The sequence below is a fragment of the Streptomyces sp. NPDC059247 genome (assembly GCF_042754005.1).
GTDB lineage: Bacteria > Actinomycetota > Actinomycetes > Streptomycetales > Streptomycetaceae > Streptomyces.
In genome coordinates this window covers 146,031-165,842 of sequence record NZ_JBHYZW010000003.1, presented here as the reverse complement: position 1 = coordinate 165,842, position 19,812 = coordinate 146,031, and the positions used below count along the sequence as shown (strand labels likewise).

Sequence of the window (19,812 nt, the reverse complement as noted above, 5' to 3'; positions counted from 1 at the left end):
TGGAAGAGACCTCCGGCAGCGACGACGCTGATCAGTAGCCGTACGACGCCGGAGGCGCAGTGGACGTTTCAATGACCCTGTGGGTGCTGACCATTCTTGGTCTGGGCGCCCTCATCGGAGCCGACTTCTTCATCGGGCGCAAGCCCCATGACGTGTCGGTCAAGGAAGCCGGAATCTGGACCGTCGTCTGGATCGTGCTCGCCGTGCTCTTCGGAGTCGGCCTGCTGGTCTTCGGCAACAGCCAGGCGTCCGGCGAGTTCTTCGCCGGTTACATCACCGAGAAGTCGCTCAGCGTAGACAACCTCTTCGTCTTCGTCCTGATCATGGCGAAGTTCGCGGTCCCCTCGCACCTCCAGCAGCGCGTGCTGCTGATCGGTGTGCTGATCGCCCTGGTGCTCCGCGCGATCTTCATCGCCGCGGGCGCCGCGATCATCGCGAACTTCTCCTGGGTCTTCTACATCTTCGGCGCGTTCCTGATCTACACCGCCTGGAAGCTCATCCAGGAGGCGCGCTCCGGAGAGGACGAGGACGACTTCGAGGAGAACCGTCTCCTGAAGTCGGTCGAGAAGAAGTTCGGCGTCGCCGACCAGTACCACGGCACGAAGCTGTTCATCCGGCAAAACGGCAAGCGCATCATGACCCCGCTCATGATCGTCATGCTCGCCATCGGCACCACCGACGTCCTCTTCGCCCTCGACTCCATCCCGGCGATCTTCGGCCTGACCCAGGACCCGTACATCGTCTTCACCGCCAACGCCTTCGCCCTGATGGGTCTGCGTCAGCTGTACTTCCTGATCGGTGGCCTGCTCAAGAAGCTGGTCCACCTCAGCTACGGCCTGTCGGTGATCCTCGGCTTCATCGGTGTGAAGCTGGTGCTGCACGCACTGCACGAGTCCGGGGTGCACGTCCCGGAGATCTCCATCCCGTTCTCGCTCGCGGTCATCTGCGGTGTTCTGGTCATCACCACGATCACCAGCCTGATCGCCTCCAAGAAGCAGTCCGAGCGAGCTGCAGCCGAGAGCGTGGACTCCGACGGCGCCGAGAAGGACAGCATCGGCGCCTGACGAGGCACACACGGCAGCGGCCGGCCAGGGGACCCCACTCCCGGCCGGCCGTCGCCGTTCCCGGAGGGCCTCAGACGGCGGCGGGCTCGGGCACGGGCTCCTCGGCCCGCTTCGGCAGCGTCTCCGGGAGCAGCGCGAAACAGCCCAGGCTGACGAGCGCGACCACCGTCAGATAGGCCGCGACACCCCAGGGCGGGCCCGAGCCGCCCTGGGACAGGGTCGTGGCGACGAGCGGCGTCAGGGCGCCGCCCAGGACCCCCGCGAGGTTGTAGCCGACCGCGGCGCCCGTGCAGCGGATCCGGGGCTCGTACAGCTCCGGCAGATACGCGGCCACCACGGCGAACATCGTGATGAAGGCCAGCAGCGCGCCCAGGAAGCCGAGGAACATCAGCGGCGGCCGGGCCGTGTGCAGCAGGGCCACCATCGGGAACATCCACAGCGCCGAGGCCGCGCACCCCGCCAGACACAGCGGGCGACGGCCCCAGCGGTCCGCCAGGAGCGCCACGAAGGGCGTCACCGCCCCCTTGATCGCCACCGCCGCCATCACGCACGTCAGCATCACGGTGCTGCTCACCCCGAGACGCTCGGTGCCGTACGCCAGGGCCCAGACGGAGACCGCGTAGAAGGTGGCGTAGCCGACGGCGAGCGCCCCGGCGGTCAGCAGGACGAGCCGCCAGTGGTCGCGGGCCACCTCGGCCAGGGGAGCGCCCGCCCGTCGCCCGGACGCGGACAGTTCCTCGAACTGCGGGGTCTCCGCCAGCGAGGAGCGCAGCAGCAGCCCGCCCGCCGCGAGCAGTCCGGCGGCCCAGAACGGCACCCGCCAGCCCCAGGAGCGGAACTCGGCGTCGCTCAGCCCGGCCGAGAGGGCCAGCATCACCCCGTTCGCCAGCAGGAAGCCGACCGCCGGGCCGATCTGCGGGAAGCTGGCCCACAGCGCCCGCCGGTGCGCGGGGGCGTGCTCCGCGGTCAGCAGGACCGCCCCGCCCCACTCGCCGCCGAGGCCCAGGCCCTGGAGGAAGCGGAGCACCAGCAGCAGCACGGGCGCGGCGATGCCGATCGTGGCGTACGAGGGGACGCAGCCGACCGCGACGGTGGCGCAGCCGGTCAGGAGCAGCGAGGCGAAGAGGACCGGGCGCCTGCCGTAGCGGTCGCCCACATGGCCGAAGAGGACCGAGCCCAGCGGCCGGGACACGAAGCCGACGGCGAAGGTGCCGAGGGCGGCGAGGGTCCCGGCGAGCGGGGAGAAGGTCGGGAAGAAGAGCGGCCCGAGGACGAGGGCGGCGGCCGTCCCGTAGACGAAGAAGTCGAAGAACTCGATGGCGGTGCCGACGAGCGAGGCGGTGGCGAGCCGTCCCATCGAGGGGGGCGTGGGCGGTGGTGGTGCCGGTGGCGCGGACTGCGACGGAGAGTGACTGGGACACATGTCGCGCCAACTACCCCGCGGCCGTCCGGGTTACGGGGGCGTGTGGGAGCGCGCGCCCGCTGAGCCGCGCGCTCCCGGTGCCGTGGGGTTCACCAGCCGCGTTCGCGCCACTCCGCGAGGGACGGGCGCTCGTCACCGAGCGTGGTGTCCCGGCCGTGGCCCGGGTAGACCCAGGTCTCGTCGGGGAGGGCCGCGAAGAGCTTGGTCTCCACGTCGTGGATCAGGCTCGCGAAGGCCTCCGGGTTCTCCCAGGTGTTGCCCACGCCGCCGGGGAACAGGCAGTCGCCGGTGAAGACGTGGGGGTGGCCGTGCGGGTCGTCGTAGACCAGGGCGATCGAGCCCGGGGTGTGTCCGACCAGTCGGCGCGCGGTCAGCTCCACGCGGCCCACCCGGATCGTGTCGCCGTCCTCGACGGGCACGTCGGTCGGGACCGGGACGCCCTCCACGTCGTACGCGCCCGCGTACGTCACCGCGCCGGTGGCGGCGACCACCTCGGCGAGTGCCTGCCAGTGGTCGCCGTGCCGGTGGGTGGTGACGACGGCCCCGACGCCGTCGTCGCCGATCAGGGTGAGGAGCGTCGCCGCGTCGTTGGCGGCGTCGATCAGCAGCTGCTCGCCGGTGGCCCGGCAGCGCAGCAGATACGCGTTGTTGTCCATCGGACCGACCGCGACCTTCGAGATCATCAGGTCCGTCAGCTCGTGCACGTCCGCAGGTCCGCCGACCTTCACCACTCCGCTGTACGTCATGGGCCCAGACTAGGCCGTCCCTTCCTGATCGCGCCCGGCCCCCGGCGACCCGGGGGCGAGGGCCCTTTCCCCGGAGCGGCGGACCGGCCGGAGGGCGGGCCGTCCTCCGGGCGACGACGGGAAGGTGACGACAGGCCCTAGAGCGGCGGGAGGGTCGGCAGCGGGCCGCCCTCCGTCTTCAGGACCGTGCCGTCGCGGCGCCCGGCGAGCCAGCCGAGCAGGTCGGGCGCGGGGCCCGTGACGACGACCCCGCCCTTTCCGCCGCCGGTCGTCCGGGTCCGGCCGTCGGGGGAGCGGAGGGTCGTCGCGGGGACCCCGTCCAGACCGGTGAAGCGGTCGGCGAGGAACGCGGTCTCGCGGTCGGTGAACTCCTCGGAGAGATCTTCCAGGTCGTAGCCGACGCCCAGGTCGACGTGGTGCAGCTCGACCTCCACCCAGCGGCGGAAGGGGACGCGGGAGGCGCTGTCGGTGACGCCGTTGCGGAGCTCGACGGTACGGCTCCAGTCGGCGGGCCCGGCGGCGACGGCCCGGAGCCGTTCGGCGCTCGCGCGCACATCGGCGAGCTGGGCGTCGAGCGGACGGCCGGCGTCCCGCTCGATGTCGGCGTCACGGGTCGCCGCGTCGGGGTACATGGGGAGGCCCCGGAGGACGTTCACCAGGGCGTCGGCGTTACGGGCGACATGGGCGAGCACATGGCCCCGGGTCCAGCCGGGCAGCCGTGACGGCCCGGCCACCGCGGCGTCGTCGAGGGAGGCGGCCGAGGCGAGCAGCTTCTCGGTGGCCCGGTGGACGTGGGCGAGGTCACTCTCGTGGTCGATCATGGCGCCGACCCTAGCGCCACCGGGGGGCCACCACTCGTTCGGGTGAAGAGGTCTCCGGGAGGCCGGAAATCGAATGTGCGTGCTATAGGCTCGATGGAAGCATCCGGCATGGTTGAAGCGTTGGATGTACTGGCACATCCGCTCTCTGAAGAAAGGTGCGGACCGGCGTGGCCGACCGTCTCATCGTCCGTGGCGCTCGTGAGCACAACCTCAAGAACGTCTCGCTCGACCTCCCGCGTGACTCCCTGATCGTCTTCACCGGGCTCTCGGGATCGGGCAAGTCCTCCCTCGCGTTCGACACGATCTTCGCCGAGGGGCAGCGCCGCTACGTCGAGTCGCTCTCCTCCTACGCACGGCAGTTCCTCGGCCAGATGGACAAGCCGGACGTCGACTTCATCGAAGGTCTGTCGCCCGCCGTCTCCATCGACCAGAAGTCGACCTCGCGCAACCCGCGCTCGACGGTCGGCACCATCACCGAGGTCTACGACTACCTCCGCCTCCTCTTCGCCCGCATCGGCAAGCCGCACTGCCCCGAGTGCCACCGCCCGATCTCCCGCCAGTCGCCGCAGGCCATCGTCGACCGGGTCCTGGAGCTCCCCGAGGGCAGCCGCTTCCAGGTGCTCTCCCCGCTCGTGCGCGAGCGCAAGGGCGAGTTCGTCGACCTCTTCGCGGACCTCCAGACCAAGGGCTACAGCCGCGCCAGGGTCGACGGCCTGACGGTGCAGCTCAGCGAACCGCCGACGCTGAAGAAGCAGGAGAAGCACACGATCGAGGTGGTCATCGACCGCCTCACCGTCAAGGACAGCGCCAAGCGCCGCCTCACCGACTCCGTCGAGACCGCCCTCGGCCTCTCCGGCGGCATGGTCGTGCTCGACTTCGTCGACCTCCCCGAGGACGACCCCGAGCGCGAGCGGATGTACTCGGAGCACCTCTACTGCCCGTACGACGACCTGTCCTTCGAGGAGCTGGAGCCCCGCTCCTTCTCCTTCAACTCCCCCTTCGGCGCCTGCCCCGACTGCACCGGCATCGGCACCCGGATGGAGGTCGACCCGGAGCTGATCGTCCCCGACGAGGACAAGTCGCTCGACGAGGGCGCCATCCACCCCTGGTCGCACGGCCACACCAAGGAGTACTTCGGCCGGCTCATCGGCGGCCTCTCCCAGGCCCTCGGCTTCCGCACGGACATCCCGTACGCGGGACTGCCGCAGCGCGCCAAGAAGGCCCTGATGTACGGGCACAAGACCCAGGTCGAGGTCCGCTACCGCAACCGGTACGGACGGGAGCGGGCGTACACCACCCCCGCCTTCGAGGGCGCCGTCTCCTTCGTCAAGCGGCGGCACACCGAGGCCGAGAGCGACTCCAGCCGCGAGCGCTTCGAGGGGTACATGCGCGAGGTGCCCTGCCCCACCTGCGAGGGCACCCGGCTGAAGCCGATCGTCCTGGCGGTCACGGTCATGGACCGGTCCATCGCCGAGGTCTCCGCGATGTCCATCAGCGACTGCGCCGAGTTCCTCTCCCGGCTCACGCTCAACGCCCGGGACAAGCAGATCGCCGAGCGGGTCCTCAAGGAGGTCAACGAGCGGCTGCGCTTCCTCGTCGACGTCGGCCTCGACTACCTCTCGCTCAACCGCGCCGCGGGCACCCTCTCCGGCGGCGAGGCCCAGCGCATCCGGCTCGCCACCCAGATCGGCTCCGGTCTGGTCGGTGTGCTGTACGTGCTGGACGAGCCGTCCATCGGTCTCCACCAGCGCGACAACCACCGGCTCATCGAGACCCTGGTCAGGCTCCGGGACATGGGCAACACGCTCATCGTCGTCGAGCACGACGAGGACACGATCAAGATCGCCGACTGGATCGTCGACATCGGCCCCGGCGCCGGGGAGCACGGCGGCAAGGTCGTCCACTCCGGCACCATGAAGGGGCTCCTCGCCAACGAGGAGTCGATGACCGGGCAGTACCTGTCCGGCCGCCGGAGCATCCCCACACCGGAGATCCGCCGCCCGGTCGACCCCGACAGGGCGCTCACCGTGCACGGGGCCCGTGAGAACAACCTGCGGGACATCGACGTCTCCTTCCCGCTGGGCGTCCTCACCGCCGTCACCGGCGTCTCGGGATCGGGCAAGTCGACCCTGGTCAACGACATCCTCTACACCCATCTGGCGCGCGAGCTGAACGGCGCCAAGTCGGTGCCGGGACGCCACACCCGGGTGGACGGCGACGACCTCGTCGACAAGGTCGTGCACGTCGACCAGTCGCCCATCGGCCGTACCCCCCGGTCGAACCCGGCGACGTACACCGGTGTCTTCGACCACGTCCGCAGGCTCTTCGCGGAGACGATGGAGGCGAAGGTCAGGGGCTATCTGCCCGGCCGGTTCTCCTTCAACGTGAAGGGCGGGCGCTGCGAGAACTGCTCCGGCGACGGCACGATCAAGATCGAGATGAACTTCCTCCCGGACGTGTACGTCCCGTGCGAGGTCTGCCACGGCGACCGGTACAACCGGGAGACCCTGGAGGTCCACTACAAGGGCAAGTCCATCGCCGAAGTCCTGAACATGCCGATCGAGGAGGCCCTCGACTTCTTCGAGGCCGTCCCGACGATCTCGCGCCATCTGCGCACGCTCAACGAGGTCGGCCTCGGATACGTCCGGCTCGGCCAGTCCGCGCCGACGCTCTCCGGCGGCGAGGCGCAGCGCGTGAAGCTGGCCTCCGAGCTCCAGAAGCGTTCGACGGGCCGCACGGTCTACGTCCTGGACGAGCCCACCACCGGTCTGCACTTCGAGGACATCTCGAAGCTGATCACGGTCCTGTCCGGCCTTGTCGACAAGGGCAACACGGTGATCGTCATCGAGCACAACCTGGATGTCATCAAGACCGCCGACTGGGTCGTCGACATGGGCCCCGAGGGCGGCAACGGCGGCGGTCTGGTCGTCGCCGAGGGCACCCCGGAGGAGGTCGCGGCGGTCCCGGCCAGCCACACCGGCAAGTTCCTCCGCGAGGTCCTCGGCGCGGACCGGATCAGCGACGCGGAGCCCGCGCCGCGCGGTGCGAAGAAGACGGCGGTCAAGAAGACGGCGGCGGCGAAGAAGACCCCCGCGAAGACCGCCGCCAAGAAGGCGCCCGCCACGAAGGCGACGGCCAGGAAGTCCGCCGCCGGGACCGTAGCCGAGGCTCCGGCGCGGAAGACGGCCGCGAAGAAGGCCACCGGGACCACGGCGAAGAAGGCCACGGCGAGATCCCGCAAGGCCTGAGACGGGCGTACGGCCCCGGCGTCCGGGCCCGGACGCCGGGGGCGACACCCCAGGTGTACGGACCCGGGGCGGGCGGGCCCGGCCTTCAAGGGGCCTGACCCGGTAGCCGTCCCCGGGCGAGACGTCCGGAGACGGTGGGCCCCGGCTTCTACGGGCCCGGTCTCAAGGGGCCCGGGGTTGCCCTCTCCGGGCGAGGAGTCCGGGGCGGCGCCCCCACCTTCTACAGGTCCTGCTCCGGCCTCCGGGGGCCAGTGGTGGCCGCTGTCCCCGGGCGGGACGTCCGGAGACGGTGGGCCCCGGCTTCTACGGGCCCGGCTTCAGGGCGCCTGGGGGTCGCCCCCTTCGGGCGAGGAAGCCCAGGGGTGGCGTCCCTGGCTCTACGGGTCCCGGCCCGCTCCCAAGGGCCCTGGACCGGCCTCGGGCGAGGAGCCCAGAGACCCCCCCGCCCCCCCACAGGCGCCCGCGAGCCCGGGAGCGGCCTCCGCAAGGCCTCGCAGCCCCCGTGCGGCGAAGTCCGGCGGCTTCCCGCTCGTGACGGCCCGGAGGAGAGGCGCCACGTGCCGTACGCACAGGCTCGGCTCCCGGGCCGTAGGGCTCCGGCGCCCGCCGCGTAAGCCGCGTGGCGGACCGGGGCGGCGCCGCGAAACCCGTGCCACGGTCCGGAGAGCCACCGGCCCCGGGAGAGGGCCCCGGGGCCTCCCGTCCCGGCTCCAGGGGCCTCGGGTGGGCCCCCTCGTCGGAGGGGCGGCGGGCGCCGGTATCGTCGGTTCGGTCACCGCCTGGGGGGCTTGTCCCCGATCTCACCGTGGAGCGCACATGTCCGGCCAGTCCAGCCGTCGCACCGTCCTGAAAGGCGCCGCCCTCGCCGGTGCCGCCGGACTGGGAGTCGCCGCCTGCTCCACCGACTCCAAGCTCGGCCACGCCCAGGTGCCCACCCCGACCGCCCCGGTCCCGCTCGGTTCCCCCGACGAGATCCCCGTCGGCGGCTCCAAGCTCTACCGCGAGCAGCGCCTCCTCGTGAGCTGCCCCGCCAAGGGCCAGTACAAGGCCTTCAGCGCCCAGTGCACCCACGCGGGCTGCGTCCTCGACAAGATCGAGGAGAACGAGGGCAACTGCCCCTGCCACGGCAGCCGCTTCGACACCACGACCGGCAAGGCGCTCAAGGGCCCGGCCACCGTCCCGCTCCCCGAGATCCCGGTCCGCGTCGTGAACGGCGAACTGATCGCGGGCCCCGAGACCGCGCCCAAGGCCTGACCCCGGACGGGCCGGCCCCCACCCCGGCGCCCGGCCCGCCCCCCCGTGGGGCTCCGCCCTACGCCCAGTCCCAGTCCACGCCCAGGATCCCCGGGCGCACGCCCTGCTCCACGACGTGCACCGTGCGGTGCCTGCCGCTCAGGGTCAGCTCCGCGCGCCCGCCGCGCGGGGCACCCGCCGAGACCTGGGCGAACCTCCGGCACCGCACCGGCAGCGCCGTCTCGTCGAAGCGCACCTGAAGCACGTACTGCCCGCCCGCGAAGCTGAACCCGCGCACGTACTCCCCGCTCGCCCCCGCCGTACCGTCCTCGAAGCCGTACGAGAAGAGGTACGTGTCCCCGCCCCGCAGCCGTGCGTCGAAGAGCAGCTCGGCGACCACCACCCCCGTCTCCGCGTGCCACCGCACCCGCCCGGTCCGGCAGTTCTCCAGGGCGCGCACCGCCACCCGCGACGGATCGCAGCCCCGGTCCCCGTGGTGGATCGCCAGATAGCGGTCCACCCCGTCCCGGTGCGCCCGCACCACGTGCTGCGACTCGCGCCCCAGCAGCTCCCGGCCCGGCCCGATCCGCACCCGTTCGTGGTGTCCGACCGTGTGCAGACCGCCGTCCGCCGGTGATTCGAGGTCCGCGAGCAGCTCCTCCACCGAGCCGGACGCCTCCACGAGCGAGCGGTACGACCGGCCCGCCGGACGCTCCACCTCCGACCGTGCGACGGCGTCCTCCGAGAGCAGCCGCAGCAGGGAGTTCCCCGGCAGCTGGAGCACCTCCTCCAGGGCGCGGACCGCTTTCAGGGACTCCGGCCGCTGCGGGCGGCGGGCGCCCTGCTGCCAGTAGCTCAGGCTCGTCACGCCGACCCTGATCCCCCGGTGCGCCAGATGGTGCTGGACCCGCTGGAGCGGCAGCCCGCGCACGGCGAACGCGGTGCGCAGGGCCAGATGGAAAGGACCGGTGTGCAGGAGCTGCACCAGATCGGCCTCGGTGTGGCTCACGAGGACTCCTCAGTGAACGTTCACGGCGGTGGTACGGACCGTCGCACCGCGAGGGGTGGGCGGGCAGGTGGACCGAGGGTGTCCGTTCACACCCGGGTCACACCGTTCACAGTCCGATGTCACCCCGCATTGAAGCGTGTTGACCGGCTCAGGACAACGGAACATGCTCCTGACCAGCGTCCGGACGCGATCCTCCATCCCCACACCCCCCGCTCCAGGGAGGAACGCGATGCGCAGAAGAATGCTGAACCTCGCGGCACTCGCCGCGGCTGCCCTCTTCCTCGTCCCCACCACCTCGGCGTCCGCCTCGCCGGGTACCGCCTCCGGCGAGTCCGCCCCCGCGGCGGCCCTCGCCACCAAGCGCCTGAACATCACCATGCAGGCCCAGTTGAAGACCAACTGGTGCTGGGCCGCGGCCGGCAACACCATCGCCACCTGGTACGGCCGCAACTACAGCCAGAACCAGTTCTGCAACGCCGCCTTCAACCGCCAGCAGGGCTACGACTGCCCCAACAACCAGGCCACCCTCGGCAACGTCCAGACCGGCCTGAGCTGGGCCGGGATCAGCCCCGGCTCGTACGTGACCGGCTGGCTGCGGTACCCCACCGTGCAGGCCGAGATCAACGCGGACCGGCCCGTCGAGACCCGTATCCAGTGGTCCAGCGGCGGCGGCCACATGCATGTGATCTACGGCTACGACGACACGAACAGCTGGGTCTACTGGGGCGACCCCTGGCCCTCCAGCGACCGGTACAGCTGGGCCTCGCACGCCTGGTACACCAACAACAACTCGTTCTCCTGGACCCACTCGCTCTACCGGATCGGGGCGTGACGGCGTGAACCCCATGAACGCACGTGCCACGGGCGCCGGAGTCCTCGGCGCCGCCGCGCTCCTCCTCCTGGGGGCGTTCCCGTCCGCGGCGTCCGCCGCGCCGCCGCCGTCCGCGCCCACCCCGGAGCTCGCCGCCTCCGCGCCCGGGACCGTGGACACCCTGTCCCGGTTCTTCGCCCAGAGCCGGGCGGGCGCGAAGACGGACGCGGGGAACGGGGCCGCCGCCCGCACGGCAGCCGCCCCGCGCGTCGAGGACGGCTCCGTGCCGGTGAGCTTCCTCTCCCCGGACTTCGTCGCGGGGAAGGCGGGGGCGCCGGTCGCCCGCGTCGAGTTCCGCGCCACCCGGGCGGTCGCCCCGGACGGCCGGAAGGCCTCGCTGTGGACCGTGCGGCAGGCGAGCGGCTGGCAGGTGGTGAACATAGCCACCGGCGACGACGAGATCCGCTACGCCGAGCAGGGCGGGCGCCTGCTGCCCGGCGGGCTCGTCTTCCGCGAGCCGCAGATCGACGCGTGGTACGTCCAGAAGGGCACCAAGGTCCTCCCGCTGGACGAGGACGCGGTGCGGGCCGTCGGCCGCAACGGGACGACGCTGGCCGCGTACGGGAAGCGGGTCGCCCAGGCGTACGGCGACAAGCTCCCCGGCTCGGCCTACGCGAAGAAGGGCGCGGCGGGCGGCTACGACCCGAAGGCACAGCCACCGGCCGGACCCGAGGCGCGGGCACAGGTGCGGGCCCCGGCCGCCGCGCCGGTCTCCCACGCGGCGGACACCGGCGGTGACACGGCCGTCACCACCGCCACGGCGGGCGCGGGCGCGGCACTGGCCCTCGCCCTGGCGGGCGCGGTGGTGGTGCGCCGCCGCCGCGCGGCCTCCGGGACCGACCAGGCCTGACCCCGGGCCCTCCCCTCCCGGACCAGGCCCGAACCCCGGGCGGGAACCCCTTTCCCGCCCGGGGCGCCGCCGTTCCGCCGACCCGTCGGCGGAGCCGGAGTGTCGGCCCCCGCCAGTAGGGTGGGGAGCATGGCAGACCCCTCCAGCTACCGCCCCAAGCCGGGTCAGATCCCCGACTCCCCGGGGGTCTACAAGTTCCGCGACGAGCACCGCCGGGTGATCTACGTCGGCAAGGCGAAGTCACTGCGCCAGCGCCTCGCGAACTACTTCCAGCCGCTCGCGAGCCTGCACCCGCGCACGGCGACGATGGTGACCACGGCCGCCTCCGTGGAGTGGACCGTGGTCTCCACCGAGGTCGAGGCGCTCCAGCTGGAGTACTCCTGGATCAAGGAGTACGACCCCCGGTTCAACGTCAAGTACCGGGACGACAAGAGCTATCCGTACCTCGCGGTGACGATGAACGAGGAGTTCCCGCGCGTCCAGGTCATGCGCGGCCAGAAGAAGAAGGGCGTGCGCTACTTCGGGCCGTACGCGCACGCGTGGGCGATCCGCGAGACCGTCGACCTGATGCTGCGGGTCTTCCCCGTCCGCACCTGCTCGGCGGGCGTCTTCAGGAACGCGGCGTCGGCGGGCCGCCCCTGCCTCCTCGGCTACATCGGCAAGTGCTCGGCGCCCTGCGTCGGCCGGGTCACCCCCGAGGAGCACCGGGAACTGGCCGAGGAGTTCAGCGACTTCATGGCCGGCCGCACCGGCGCGTACATCCGCAGGCTGGAGAAGCGGATGACGCTGGCGGCCGAGGACATGGAGTACGAGCGGGCGGCCCGCCTCCGCGACGACATAGAGGCCCTGCGCCGCGCCATGGAGAAGAGCGCGGTGGTCCTCGCCGACGCCACCGACGCCGACCTGATCGCCCTCGCCGAGGACGAGCTGGAAGCCGCGGTGCAGATCTTCCACGTGCGCGGCGGGCGCGTCCGGGGCCAGCGCGGCTGGGTCACCGACAAGGTCGAGGCCGTCGACACGGCCGGACTCGTCGAGCACGCCCTCCAGCAGCTGTACGGCGAGGAGAGCGGCGACGCGGTCCCCAAGGAGGTCCTCGTCCCGGCGCTCCCCGAGGACGCGGCGTCCGTGGCCGCCTGGCTGTCCGGCCGCCGGGGCTCCCAGGTCTCGCTGCGGGTCCCGCAGCGCGGCGACAAGAAGGACCTGATGGAGACCGTCGCGCGGAACGCGCAGCAGGCGCTCGTCCTGCACAAGACGAAGCGCGCCAGCGACCTGACCACCCGTTCCCGGGCCCTGGAGGAGATCGCCGAGGCCCTGGACCTGGCCTCGGCGCCGCTGCGGATCGAGTGCTTCGACATCTCGCACCTCCAGGGCGAGGACGTGGTCGCCTCGATGGTGGTCTTCGAGGACGGGCTGCCCCGCAAGAGCGAGTACCGCCGCTTCCAGATCAAGGGCTTCGAGGGCCAGGACGACGTCCGGTCCATGCACGAGGTGATCGGCCGCCGCTTCCGCCGCTACCTCGCGGAGAAGGACCGGGCGGGGGAGTGGGCCCCGCCGGCCGGGACCGGCACGACCGGCCCCGAGGGCGACGGGACCGGCCCCGAGGACGGCACGGGCGGCCCCGAAGGCCTCGGCCGGGACCTCCGGGACGCCGTACCCGGCTCCGGGACCGGCGCGACCGGCCCCGGGGACGCCCCGCCGGGCCCCGGGAGCCCCTTCGAGGACCCGGAGGAGAGCGGGCGCCCCAGGCGCTTCGCGTACCCGCCGCAGCTCGTCGTCGTCGACGGCGGGCAGCCGCAGGTCGCCGCGGCCCGGCGGGCCCTCGACGAACTGGGCATCGACGACATCGCCGTCTGCGGCCTCGCCAAGCGCCTGGAGGAGGTCTGGCTGCCCGGCGAGGACGACCCGGTGGTCCTGCCCCGCTCCAGCGAGGGCCTCTATCTGCTCCAGCGGGTCCGTGACACCGCCCACGACTTCGCCATCCGCTACCAGCGGTCCAAGCGGACCAAACGCCTCCGGAGCAGCCCCCTCGACGGCGTCCCCGGCCTCGGCGACACCCGGAAACAAGCACTCATCAAGCATTTCGGCTCGGTCAAGCGGCTCCGGCAGGCGACAATCGACCAGATCTGCGAGGTCCCCGGCATGGGCCGGAAGACCGCGGAGGCGGTCGTCGTGGCCCTCGCCCGGACGGCCCCCGCCGCACCCGCCGTGAACACGGCGACAGGAGAGATCATGGAAGACGACGGGGACGGCACGGCATGACCGTGTCCGCGCGGCAGCCCGCGCACCACCCGCACGACGAGCACGACCGAGAAGACGGAGCAGGACACGTGAGTACGGGCACGAAGGAATCCCCCGGCGACGACGGCGCCGAGGCGGCCATTCCCGAGCTGGTGATCATCTCCGGCATGTCCGGAGCGGGCCGGTCCACCGCGGCGAAGTGCCTGGAGGACCTCGGCTGGTTCGTCGTGGACAACCTGCCGCCCGCGCTGATCCCCACCATGGTGGAGCTCGGCGCCCGCTCCCAGGGCAATGTCGCCCGGATCGCCGTCGTCGTCGACGTCCGCGGCCGGCAGTTCTTCGACAACCTCCGCGAATCCCTCGCCGACCTCGACGCCAAGCGGGTCACCCGCCGGATCGTCTTCCTGGAGTCGTCCGACGACGCCCTGGTCCGGCGGTTCGAATCGGTCCGCAGGCCCCACCCCCTCCAGGGCGACGGCCGCATCACCGACGGCATCGCCGCCGAGCGGGACCTGCTCCGCGAACTGCGCGGCGACGCCGACCTGGTCATCGACACCTCCAGCCTCAACGTCCACGAACTGCGCGCCAAGATGGACGCCCAGTTCGCGGGCGACGAGGAGCCCGAGCTGCGGGCCACCGTCATGTCCTTCGGCTTCAAGTACGGCCTGCCGGTCGACGCCGACCTCGTCGTCGACATGCGCTTCCTGCCCAACCCGCACTGGGTCCCCGAACTGCGCCCCTTCACCGGCCTCAACGAGGAGGTGTCGAACTACGTCTACAACCAGCCCGGCGCCAAGGAGTTCCTCGACCGCTACACCGAACTGCTCCAGCTCATCGCCGCGGGCTACCGCCGCGAGGGCAAGCGGTACGTGACCATCGCCGTGGGCTGCACCGGCGGCAAGCACCGCTCCGTGGCCACCGCCGAGCGGCTCGCCGCCCGCATCGCCGCCGAAGGGGTCGAGACCGTCGTCGTGCACCGGGACATGGGGCGCGAGTGAGGCCGACCCGCCGACGCGCCTCCACCCTCACGGCACGGCGCACGCTCCGCAGGCGCGGCGCCCAGCCGAAGGTGGTCGCCCTGGGCGGCGGCATGGGCCTCTCGGCCTCCCTCGCCGCCCTGCGCCGGATCACCGGCGACCTCACCGCCGTCGTCACCGTCGCCGACGACGGCGGCTCCAGCGGCCGGCTCCGGGAGGAGCTGGGCGTCCTGCCCCCGGGCGACCTCCGCAAGGCGCTCGCCGCCCTCTGCGGCGACGACGACTGGGGCCAGACCTGGGCCCGGGTGATCCAGCACCGCTTCCAGTCCAAGGGCGAGATCAACGGGCACGCCGTCGGCAACCTGCTGATCGTCGCCCTCTGGGAGCAGCTCGGCGACCCCGTGCAGGCCCTCGACCTGGTGGGCAGACTGCTCGGCGCCCAGGGCCGGGTGCTGCCCATGTCCGCCGTGCCCCTGGAGCTCCAGGCCCTGGTCAAGGGCCACGACCCGGAGCGCCCGGACGAGGTGGACACCGTACGGGGCCAGGCGACCGTGGCGCTCACCCCCGGTGACGTGCAGTCCGTGCACCTCGTGCCGCACGACCCGCCCGCGGCGCCCGAGGCGGTGGCGGCCGTCCTGGACGCCGACTGGGTGGTCCTCGGCCCCGGCTCCTGGTTCTCCTCCGTGATCCCGCACCTGCTCGTCCCCGAACTGCTCGACGCGCTGGCCGAGACGAAGGCCCGGAAGGTCCTCTCGCTGAACCTCGCGCCGCAGCCCGGAGAAACCGAGGGGTTCTCACCGCAGCGTCATTTGGAGGTTTTGGGACGACACGCCCCTAAACTCGCCCTGGACGTGGTGCTCGCCGACGAGGCCGCCGTGCCCGACCGAGAGTCCCTCGCCGATGCCGCCAAGCGGCTCGGCGCCGCGGTCGAGCTGGCGCCGGTGGCCGGGCCCGACGGCTCCGCGAAGCACGACCCGGAGCTGTTGGCCGCCGCGTACGACCGTATTTTTCGGATGCATGGAAGGATCGGCCCATGGCGATGACGGCAGCGGTGAAGGACGAGATCTCCCGGCTTCCCGTCACCCGGACCTGCTGCAGGAAGGCAGAGGTCTCGTCGATCCTGCGGTTCGCGGGCGGGCTGCACCTGGTGAGCGGCCGCATCGTGATCGAGGCGGAGCTGGACACCGCGATGGCGGCCCGCCGCCTCAAGCGGGACATCCTGGAGATCTTCGGGCACAGCTCGGAGCTGATCGTGATGGCCCCCGGCGGGCTGCGGCGCGGCTCGCGCTTCGTGGTGCGGGTGGTCGCGGGCGGTGACCAGCTCGCCCGGCAGACGGGCCTGGTCGACGGCCGGGGCCGCCCCATCCGGGGCCTCCCCCCGCAGGTGGTCTCCGGGGCCACCTGCGACGCGGAGGCGGCCTGGCGGGGCGCCTTCCTCGCCCACGGCTCGCTGACCGAGCCCGGCCGCTCCTCCTCCCTGGAGGTCACCTGCCCGGGCCCGGAGGCCGCGCTCGCCCTGGTCGGCGCCGCGCGCAGGCTCTCCATCGCGGCGAAGGCCCGTGAGGTCCGGGGCGTGGACCGGGTCGTCGTCCGCGACGGCGACGCGATCGGCGCCCTGCTCACCCGGCTCGGCGCCCATGAGTCGGTGCTGGCCTGGGAGGAGCGGCGGATGCGGCGCGAGGTCCGCGCCACCGCCAACCGGCTGGCCAACTTCGACGACGCCAACCTGCGCCGCTCCGCCCGCGCCGCCGTGGCGGCCGGGGCCCGGGTGCAGCGGGCCCTGGAGATCCTCGGCGAGGAGGTGCCCGAGCACCTCGCGGCGGCCGGACGGCTCCGCATGGAGCACAAGCAGGCCTCCCTGGAGGAACTGGGCGCGCTCGCCGACCCGCCGCTGACCAAGGACGCGGTGGCCGGGCGCATCCGCAGGCTCCTCGCGATGGCCGACAAGAGGGCCCAGGACCTGGGCATCCCCGGGACCGAGTCCAACCTCACCGAGGAACTGGACGACAGCCTCGTCGGCTGACCCGTACGGAACGGTCGGCCCGAAACCGCCGGTGCCCTTCCCGGGCACCGGCGGTTTCCCGTACCCCCGGTGCGGCACCCTTGACAGCCCCATGGGTGCCCATGAGCCTGGCGTCTGTTCATCTTCGAGGCAGACAACAGCAAGGGGGGCTCATGAGACGCAGAGCGAGATCGATCCTCGCCGCGGCTTCACTGCTGATCGCGGGAATGGCGGCGGCACCCGTCGCCGGAGCGCAGCCGGACGACCGGGACGGCGGTGACGCCCTCTCCGTATGGCGCGCCCAGGTCACCGCCGCGCAGGTGCCCCTGCTCCTGGAAGCCGGTGCCGACGCCCACGAACTGACCGAACGGGTGCCCGCCGAGGGCTCCGCCACGGTCGAGCTCTTCCTCACCGGCGCGCAGGCGGGACAGCTGCGCGGCCGGGGCGTCCGGCTCGCCGAGCACAGCCTGTCCGCCCAGGCCGAGAAGCGGGTGGCCGCCGCCGGGGACGGCGTCTTCCGCCCGTACGGCGGTCCGAACGGCCTCAAGCAGGAGATCCTGGACACCGCGCGGGCCCACCCCGGTCTCACCAAGGTCGTCTCCCTCGGCAAGACGGTCAAGGGCCAGGACATCCTCGCCCTGAAGCTGACCAGGGGCGCCCAGCGCACCAAGGACGGCTCGAAGCCCGCCACGCTGTACATGTCGAACCAGCACGCCCGTGAGTGGATCACCCCCGAGATGACCCGGCGGCTGCTCCACCACTACCTGGAGAACTACGGCAAGGACGAGCGGATCACCCGGATCGTCGACTCCACCGAGCTGTGGTTCGTGCTCTCCGCCAACCCCGACGGCTACGACTACACGCACGCCGACCCCAGCAACCGGCAGTGGCGCAAGAACATCCGGGACAACGACGGCGACGGGCGGATCACGTCCGCCGACGGCGTCGACCTCAACCGCAACTTCTCCTACAAGTGGGGCTACGACAACGAGGGCTCGTCCCCCGACCCGACCGACGAGACCTTCCGGGGCAAGGGCCCCATGTCGGAGCCCGAGACCAGGGCCCTCGACGCCTTCCAGAAGCGCATCGGCTTCACGTACGGCGTCAACTACCACTCGGCCGCCCAGCTCCTGCTGTACGGCGTGGGCTGGCAGATCGCCACCGACACGCCCGACGACGTGGCCCTCAAGGCCCTCGCGGGCACCCCGCAGAAATCGGCCGTCCCCGGCTACCGGCCGCAGGTCTCCTCGGAGCTGTACATCACCAACGGCGAGGCGGACGGACACGCCGCCAACGTCAACGGGATGCAGATGTTCACCCCGGAGATGTCGACCTGCGCCACCGCCTCCCGGGTGGACCCGAACGACGCCTGGAACCCGGCCGACTGCGCCTCCGTCTTCACCTTCCCGGACGACGAGAAGCTGATCCAGGCCGAGTTCGCCAAGAACATCCCCTTCGCGCTCGCCGTCGCCGAGACCGCGGGCCACCCCGACCGGCCCGTCTCCCCGGTCGGCATCGAGGCCCCCGACTTCACCCCGAAGGTCTTCACCACCTCCTACGCCCGGGGCGGGGACCAGGAGATCGCGGTCACCGCGCGCAAGTCCCTGCGCGACAAGACCCTGAAGTACCGGATCAACGGCGGCCGGACCCACAGCGAGCGGCTCGACGCCTGGAAGGGCGGGGAGACCTTCGGCGGCGAGGACAACGTCTACTTCGACGAGTACCGCGCCGAGGTCGAGGACGCCCGGCCCGGCGACTCCGTCGAGGTCTGGTTCACCGCCCGCACCCGCGAGGGCCGGGCCACCTCCGCCGCCCCCTTCACCTACCGGGTGGCCGAGCGCCCCAGGTGCGACGTCCTCGTCCTCGCCGAGGAGGGCGGCACCACCGCCGCCCGGCACACCGCCGCCTATGTGAAGGCGCTCGCCGACAACGGCCGCGAGGCCGCCGTCTGGGACGTCGCCACCCAGGGCACCCCGGACGCGCTCGGCGTGCTCTCCCACTTCCGCACCGTCGTCTGGTACACCGGCGCCGAGCGGCCCTCCGGGACCACCCAGCTCGCCGTCCGCGCCTACCTCAACGAAGGCGGCAAGCTCGTCAACGCCGGTGAGAAGACCGGCGGCCTCACCCGGATCGGCCAGGCCGAGTCCAACGACTTCGCCCAGTACTACCTCGGCGCCTACCACCGGGCCGGACTCCAGAACCCGCCCGCCTTCGCCGGAACCGGCGCCTTCAAGGGCATCGGCGCCGGTCTCGCCGCCACCGCCGACAACCCGCTGGACAACGCGGGCGCCTACACCGTCACCTCGGACACCCTGAAGCCGAAGGACTTCCCGCAGTTCGCCGACAGCTCCTCCGCCGGTGACTACCCGGGCATCCGCACCCCCTTCGAGCCCGCCGAGGGCAGCACCTTCGCCGCCGTCAAGCACACGGACGACACCTGGGCCCGGCTCAGCAGGACCGTCGACCTCACCGGCGTCGCCGCGACGGCCGCACCGCGCCTGGACTTCCAGGTCAGCTACGACACCGAGCCCGGCTACGACAACCTCGTCGTCGAGGCCCACACCGTCGGCCAGGACGACTGGACCACCCTGCCCGACACCAACGGCGGCACCACGGACGAAGCCCCCGCCGACTGCGGCGAGGGCTTCTACCTCAAGGGCCACCCCTTCCTCGCCCACTACCTCACCGTCGGCGAGGACGGCTGCGCCACCACCGGCACCACCGGCGCCTGGCACGCCTTCACCGGCCCCTCCAACGGCTGGCGGCAGGCCTCCGTCGACCTGAGCGCCTGGGCGGGCAAGAAGGTCGAACTCTCGGTGTCGTACGTCTCCGACCCCGGCACCGGTGAGACCGGCGCCTTCGTCGACGACGTCCGCCTCGTCACCGGGTCCACCACCGACACCGAGGGCTTCGAGACCTCCTTCGGCGCCTGGACCGTGCCCGGCGCGCCCGCCGGAAGCCCCGGCAACACCTCGGACTGGACGCGCTCCGCCGCGCTCTTCCACTCCCAGGCCGCGGTCACCACCCGGGACACCGTCCTCCTCGGCTTCGGCCTGGAGCACGTGCCCGGCGCGAGGGAGCGCGCCAAGCTCCTCGGACGCGCCCTCGGGGTGCTCCGCCGCTGACGGAGAGTAGTGGGGACAAAGGTCCCACGACGGCCCGTACCCGTTGGCAGGTACGGGCCGTCGGCCTTTTCCGCTCACTTTCCGAGCTCGTACGGATGCGCTCGATGTCACCCCCGGGCCCCCGGGGCGGTAGGGTCGTAAGCGGTCGGGGACATCCCAAAAAACAAAAATCTCGTCGGCGTCGAGCACGCCGGCGTACCTGACG

General features: G+C 72.2%; 14 protein-coding genes. 10 read left to right on the top strand and 4 right to left on the bottom strand.

Annotation, left to right across the window (positions count from 1 at the left end; genetic code table 11):
• Nucleotides 1-59 precede the first annotated feature (59 nt).
• Nucleotides 60-1,064 (top strand): TerC family protein, encoded by a 1,005-nt coding sequence (locus tag ACFXGN_RS07830; RefSeq protein WP_384854906.1) that lies wholly within the window; start codon nucleotides 60-62, stop codon nucleotides 1,062-1,064.
• 70 nt (nucleotides 1,065-1,134) lie between these two features.
• Here the strand turns inward: ACFXGN_RS07830 and ACFXGN_RS07825 are convergent, their stop codons facing one another.
• From ACFXGN_RS07825 to ACFXGN_RS07815, 3 genes are all read right to left on the bottom strand, one after another.
• On the bottom strand, nucleotides 1,135-2,421 hold the full coding sequence (locus ACFXGN_RS07825; protein WP_384854904.1) for an MFS transporter: 1,287 nt from the start codon (nucleotides 2,419-2,421) through the stop codon (nucleotides 1,135-1,137).
• A 155-nt stretch (nucleotides 2,422-2,576) separates the two neighbouring features.
• The gene (locus ACFXGN_RS07820) at nucleotides 2,577-3,233 is read right to left on the bottom strand and encodes an MBL fold metallo-hydrolase (RefSeq protein ID WP_384854901.1); all 657 of its coding nucleotides are present in this window, start codon (nucleotides 3,231-3,233) and stop codon (nucleotides 2,577-2,579) included.
• Nucleotides 3,234-3,370: 137 nt separating this feature from the next.
• Nucleotides 3,371-4,054 carry a maleylpyruvate isomerase family mycothiol-dependent enzyme gene (locus ACFXGN_RS07815; RefSeq protein ID WP_384854899.1) on the bottom strand — a complete coding sequence of 228 codons (684 nt, stop codon included), beginning with the start codon at nucleotides 4,052-4,054 and terminating at the stop codon, nucleotides 3,371-3,373.
• Nucleotides 4,055-4,221: 167 nt separating this feature from the next.
• Between ACFXGN_RS07815 and uvrA the strand changes: the two genes are divergently transcribed.
• Together uvrA and ACFXGN_RS07805 are read left to right on the top strand one after the other, a co-directional pair.
• Nucleotides 4,222-7,302: an excinuclease ABC subunit UvrA gene (uvrA, locus tag ACFXGN_RS07810; RefSeq protein WP_384854897.1), complete on the top strand. Its 3,081-nt coding sequence runs from the start codon at nucleotides 4,222-4,224 to the stop codon at nucleotides 7,300-7,302.
• 816 nt (nucleotides 7,303-8,118) lie between these two features.
• On the top strand, nucleotides 8,119-8,556 hold the full coding sequence (locus ACFXGN_RS07805) for a Rieske (2Fe-2S) protein (RefSeq protein WP_384854894.1): 438 nt from the start codon (nucleotides 8,119-8,121) through the stop codon (nucleotides 8,554-8,556).
• Between the two features lie 58 nt (nucleotides 8,557-8,614).
• Here ACFXGN_RS07805 and ACFXGN_RS07800 read toward each other — a convergent pair whose 3' ends face one another.
• Entirely contained in the window at nucleotides 8,615-9,544 is a 930-nt protein-coding gene (locus ACFXGN_RS07800) for a hypothetical protein (RefSeq protein WP_384854892.1), read from the bottom strand.
• 229 nt (nucleotides 9,545-9,773) lie between these two features.
• Between ACFXGN_RS07800 and ACFXGN_RS07795 the strand changes: the two genes are divergently transcribed.
• The 7 genes from ACFXGN_RS07795 to ACFXGN_RS07765 all read left to right on the top strand — a co-directional run bounded on the left by ACFXGN_RS07795 (nucleotide 9,774) and on the right by ACFXGN_RS07765 (nucleotide 19,607).
• Nucleotides 9,774-10,376: a papain-like cysteine protease family protein gene (locus ACFXGN_RS07795; RefSeq protein ID WP_384854889.1), complete on the top strand. Its 603-nt coding sequence runs from the start codon at nucleotides 9,774-9,776 to the stop codon at nucleotides 10,374-10,376.
• Between the two features lie 13 nt (nucleotides 10,377-10,389).
• Nucleotides 10,390-11,265 (top strand): hypothetical protein, encoded by an 876-nt coding sequence (locus ACFXGN_RS07790; RefSeq protein WP_384854886.1) that lies wholly within the window; start codon nucleotides 10,390-10,392, stop codon nucleotides 11,263-11,265.
• Nucleotides 11,266-11,394: 129 nt separating this feature from the next.
• On the top strand, nucleotides 11,395-13,524 hold the full coding sequence (gene uvrC, locus ACFXGN_RS07785; protein ID WP_384854883.1) for an excinuclease ABC subunit UvrC: 2,130 nt from the start codon (nucleotides 11,395-11,397) through the stop codon (nucleotides 13,522-13,524).
• Nucleotides 13,521-14,501 (top strand): RNase adapter RapZ, encoded by a 981-nt coding sequence (gene rapZ, locus ACFXGN_RS07780; RefSeq protein ID WP_384854881.1) that lies wholly within the window; start codon nucleotides 13,521-13,523, stop codon nucleotides 14,499-14,501. The genes uvrC and rapZ overlap by 4 nt, the downstream gene beginning before the upstream one ends.
• Nucleotides 14,498-15,523: a uridine diphosphate-N-acetylglucosamine-binding protein YvcK gene (yvcK, locus tag ACFXGN_RS07775; RefSeq protein ID WP_351794812.1), complete on the top strand. Its 1,026-nt coding sequence runs from the start codon at nucleotides 14,498-14,500 to the stop codon at nucleotides 15,521-15,523. The genes rapZ and yvcK overlap by 4 nt, the downstream gene beginning before the upstream one ends.
• A complete protein-coding gene (gene whiA, locus ACFXGN_RS07770) occupies nucleotides 15,514-16,503 on the top strand; it encodes a DNA-binding protein WhiA (RefSeq protein WP_030205188.1) in 990 nt (329 codons plus the stop codon). The genes yvcK and whiA overlap by 10 nt, the downstream gene beginning before the upstream one ends.
• A gap of 152 nt (nucleotides 16,504-16,655) precedes the next feature.
• Entirely contained in the window at nucleotides 16,656-19,607 is a 2,952-nt protein-coding gene (locus ACFXGN_RS07765; RefSeq protein WP_384854879.1) for a M14 family zinc carboxypeptidase, read from the top strand.
• Nucleotides 19,608-19,812: the final 205 nt, after the last annotated feature.

Bases quoted from the DNA above. Each gene is read 5' to 3' on its own strand.
- ACFXGN_RS07820 (WP_384854901.1), bottom strand. From the start codon at position 3,233: ATGACGTACAGCGGAGTGGTGAAGGTCGGCGGACCTGCGGACGTGCAC.
- ACFXGN_RS07825 (WP_384854904.1), bottom strand. From the start codon at position 2,421: ATGGGACGGCTCGCCACCGCCTCGCTCGTCGGCACCGCCATCGAGTTC.
- uvrC (WP_384854883.1), top strand. From the start codon at position 11,395: ATGGCAGACCCCTCCAGCTACCGCCCCAAGCCGGGTCAGATCCCCGAC.
- ACFXGN_RS07790 (WP_384854886.1), top strand. From the start codon at position 10,390: ATGAACGCACGTGCCACGGGCGCCGGAGTCCTCGGCGCCGCCGCGCTC.
- ACFXGN_RS07795 (WP_384854889.1), top strand. From the start codon at position 9,774: ATGCGCAGAAGAATGCTGAACCTCGCGGCACTCGCCGCGGCTGCCCTC.
- rapZ (WP_384854881.1), top strand. From the start codon at position 13,521: ATGACCGTGTCCGCGCGGCAGCCCGCGCACCACCCGCACGACGAGCAC.
- ACFXGN_RS07765 (WP_384854879.1), top strand. From the start codon at position 16,656: ATGAGACGCAGAGCGAGATCGATCCTCGCCGCGGCTTCACTGCTGATC.
- ACFXGN_RS07805 (WP_384854894.1), top strand. From the start codon at position 8,119: ATGTCCGGCCAGTCCAGCCGTCGCACCGTCCTGAAAGGCGCCGCCCTC.
- whiA (WP_030205188.1), top strand. From the start codon at position 15,514: ATGGCGATGACGGCAGCGGTGAAGGACGAGATCTCCCGGCTTCCCGTC.
- ACFXGN_RS07815 (WP_384854899.1), bottom strand. From the start codon at position 4,054: ATGATCGACCACGAGAGTGACCTCGCCCACGTCCACCGGGCCACCGAG.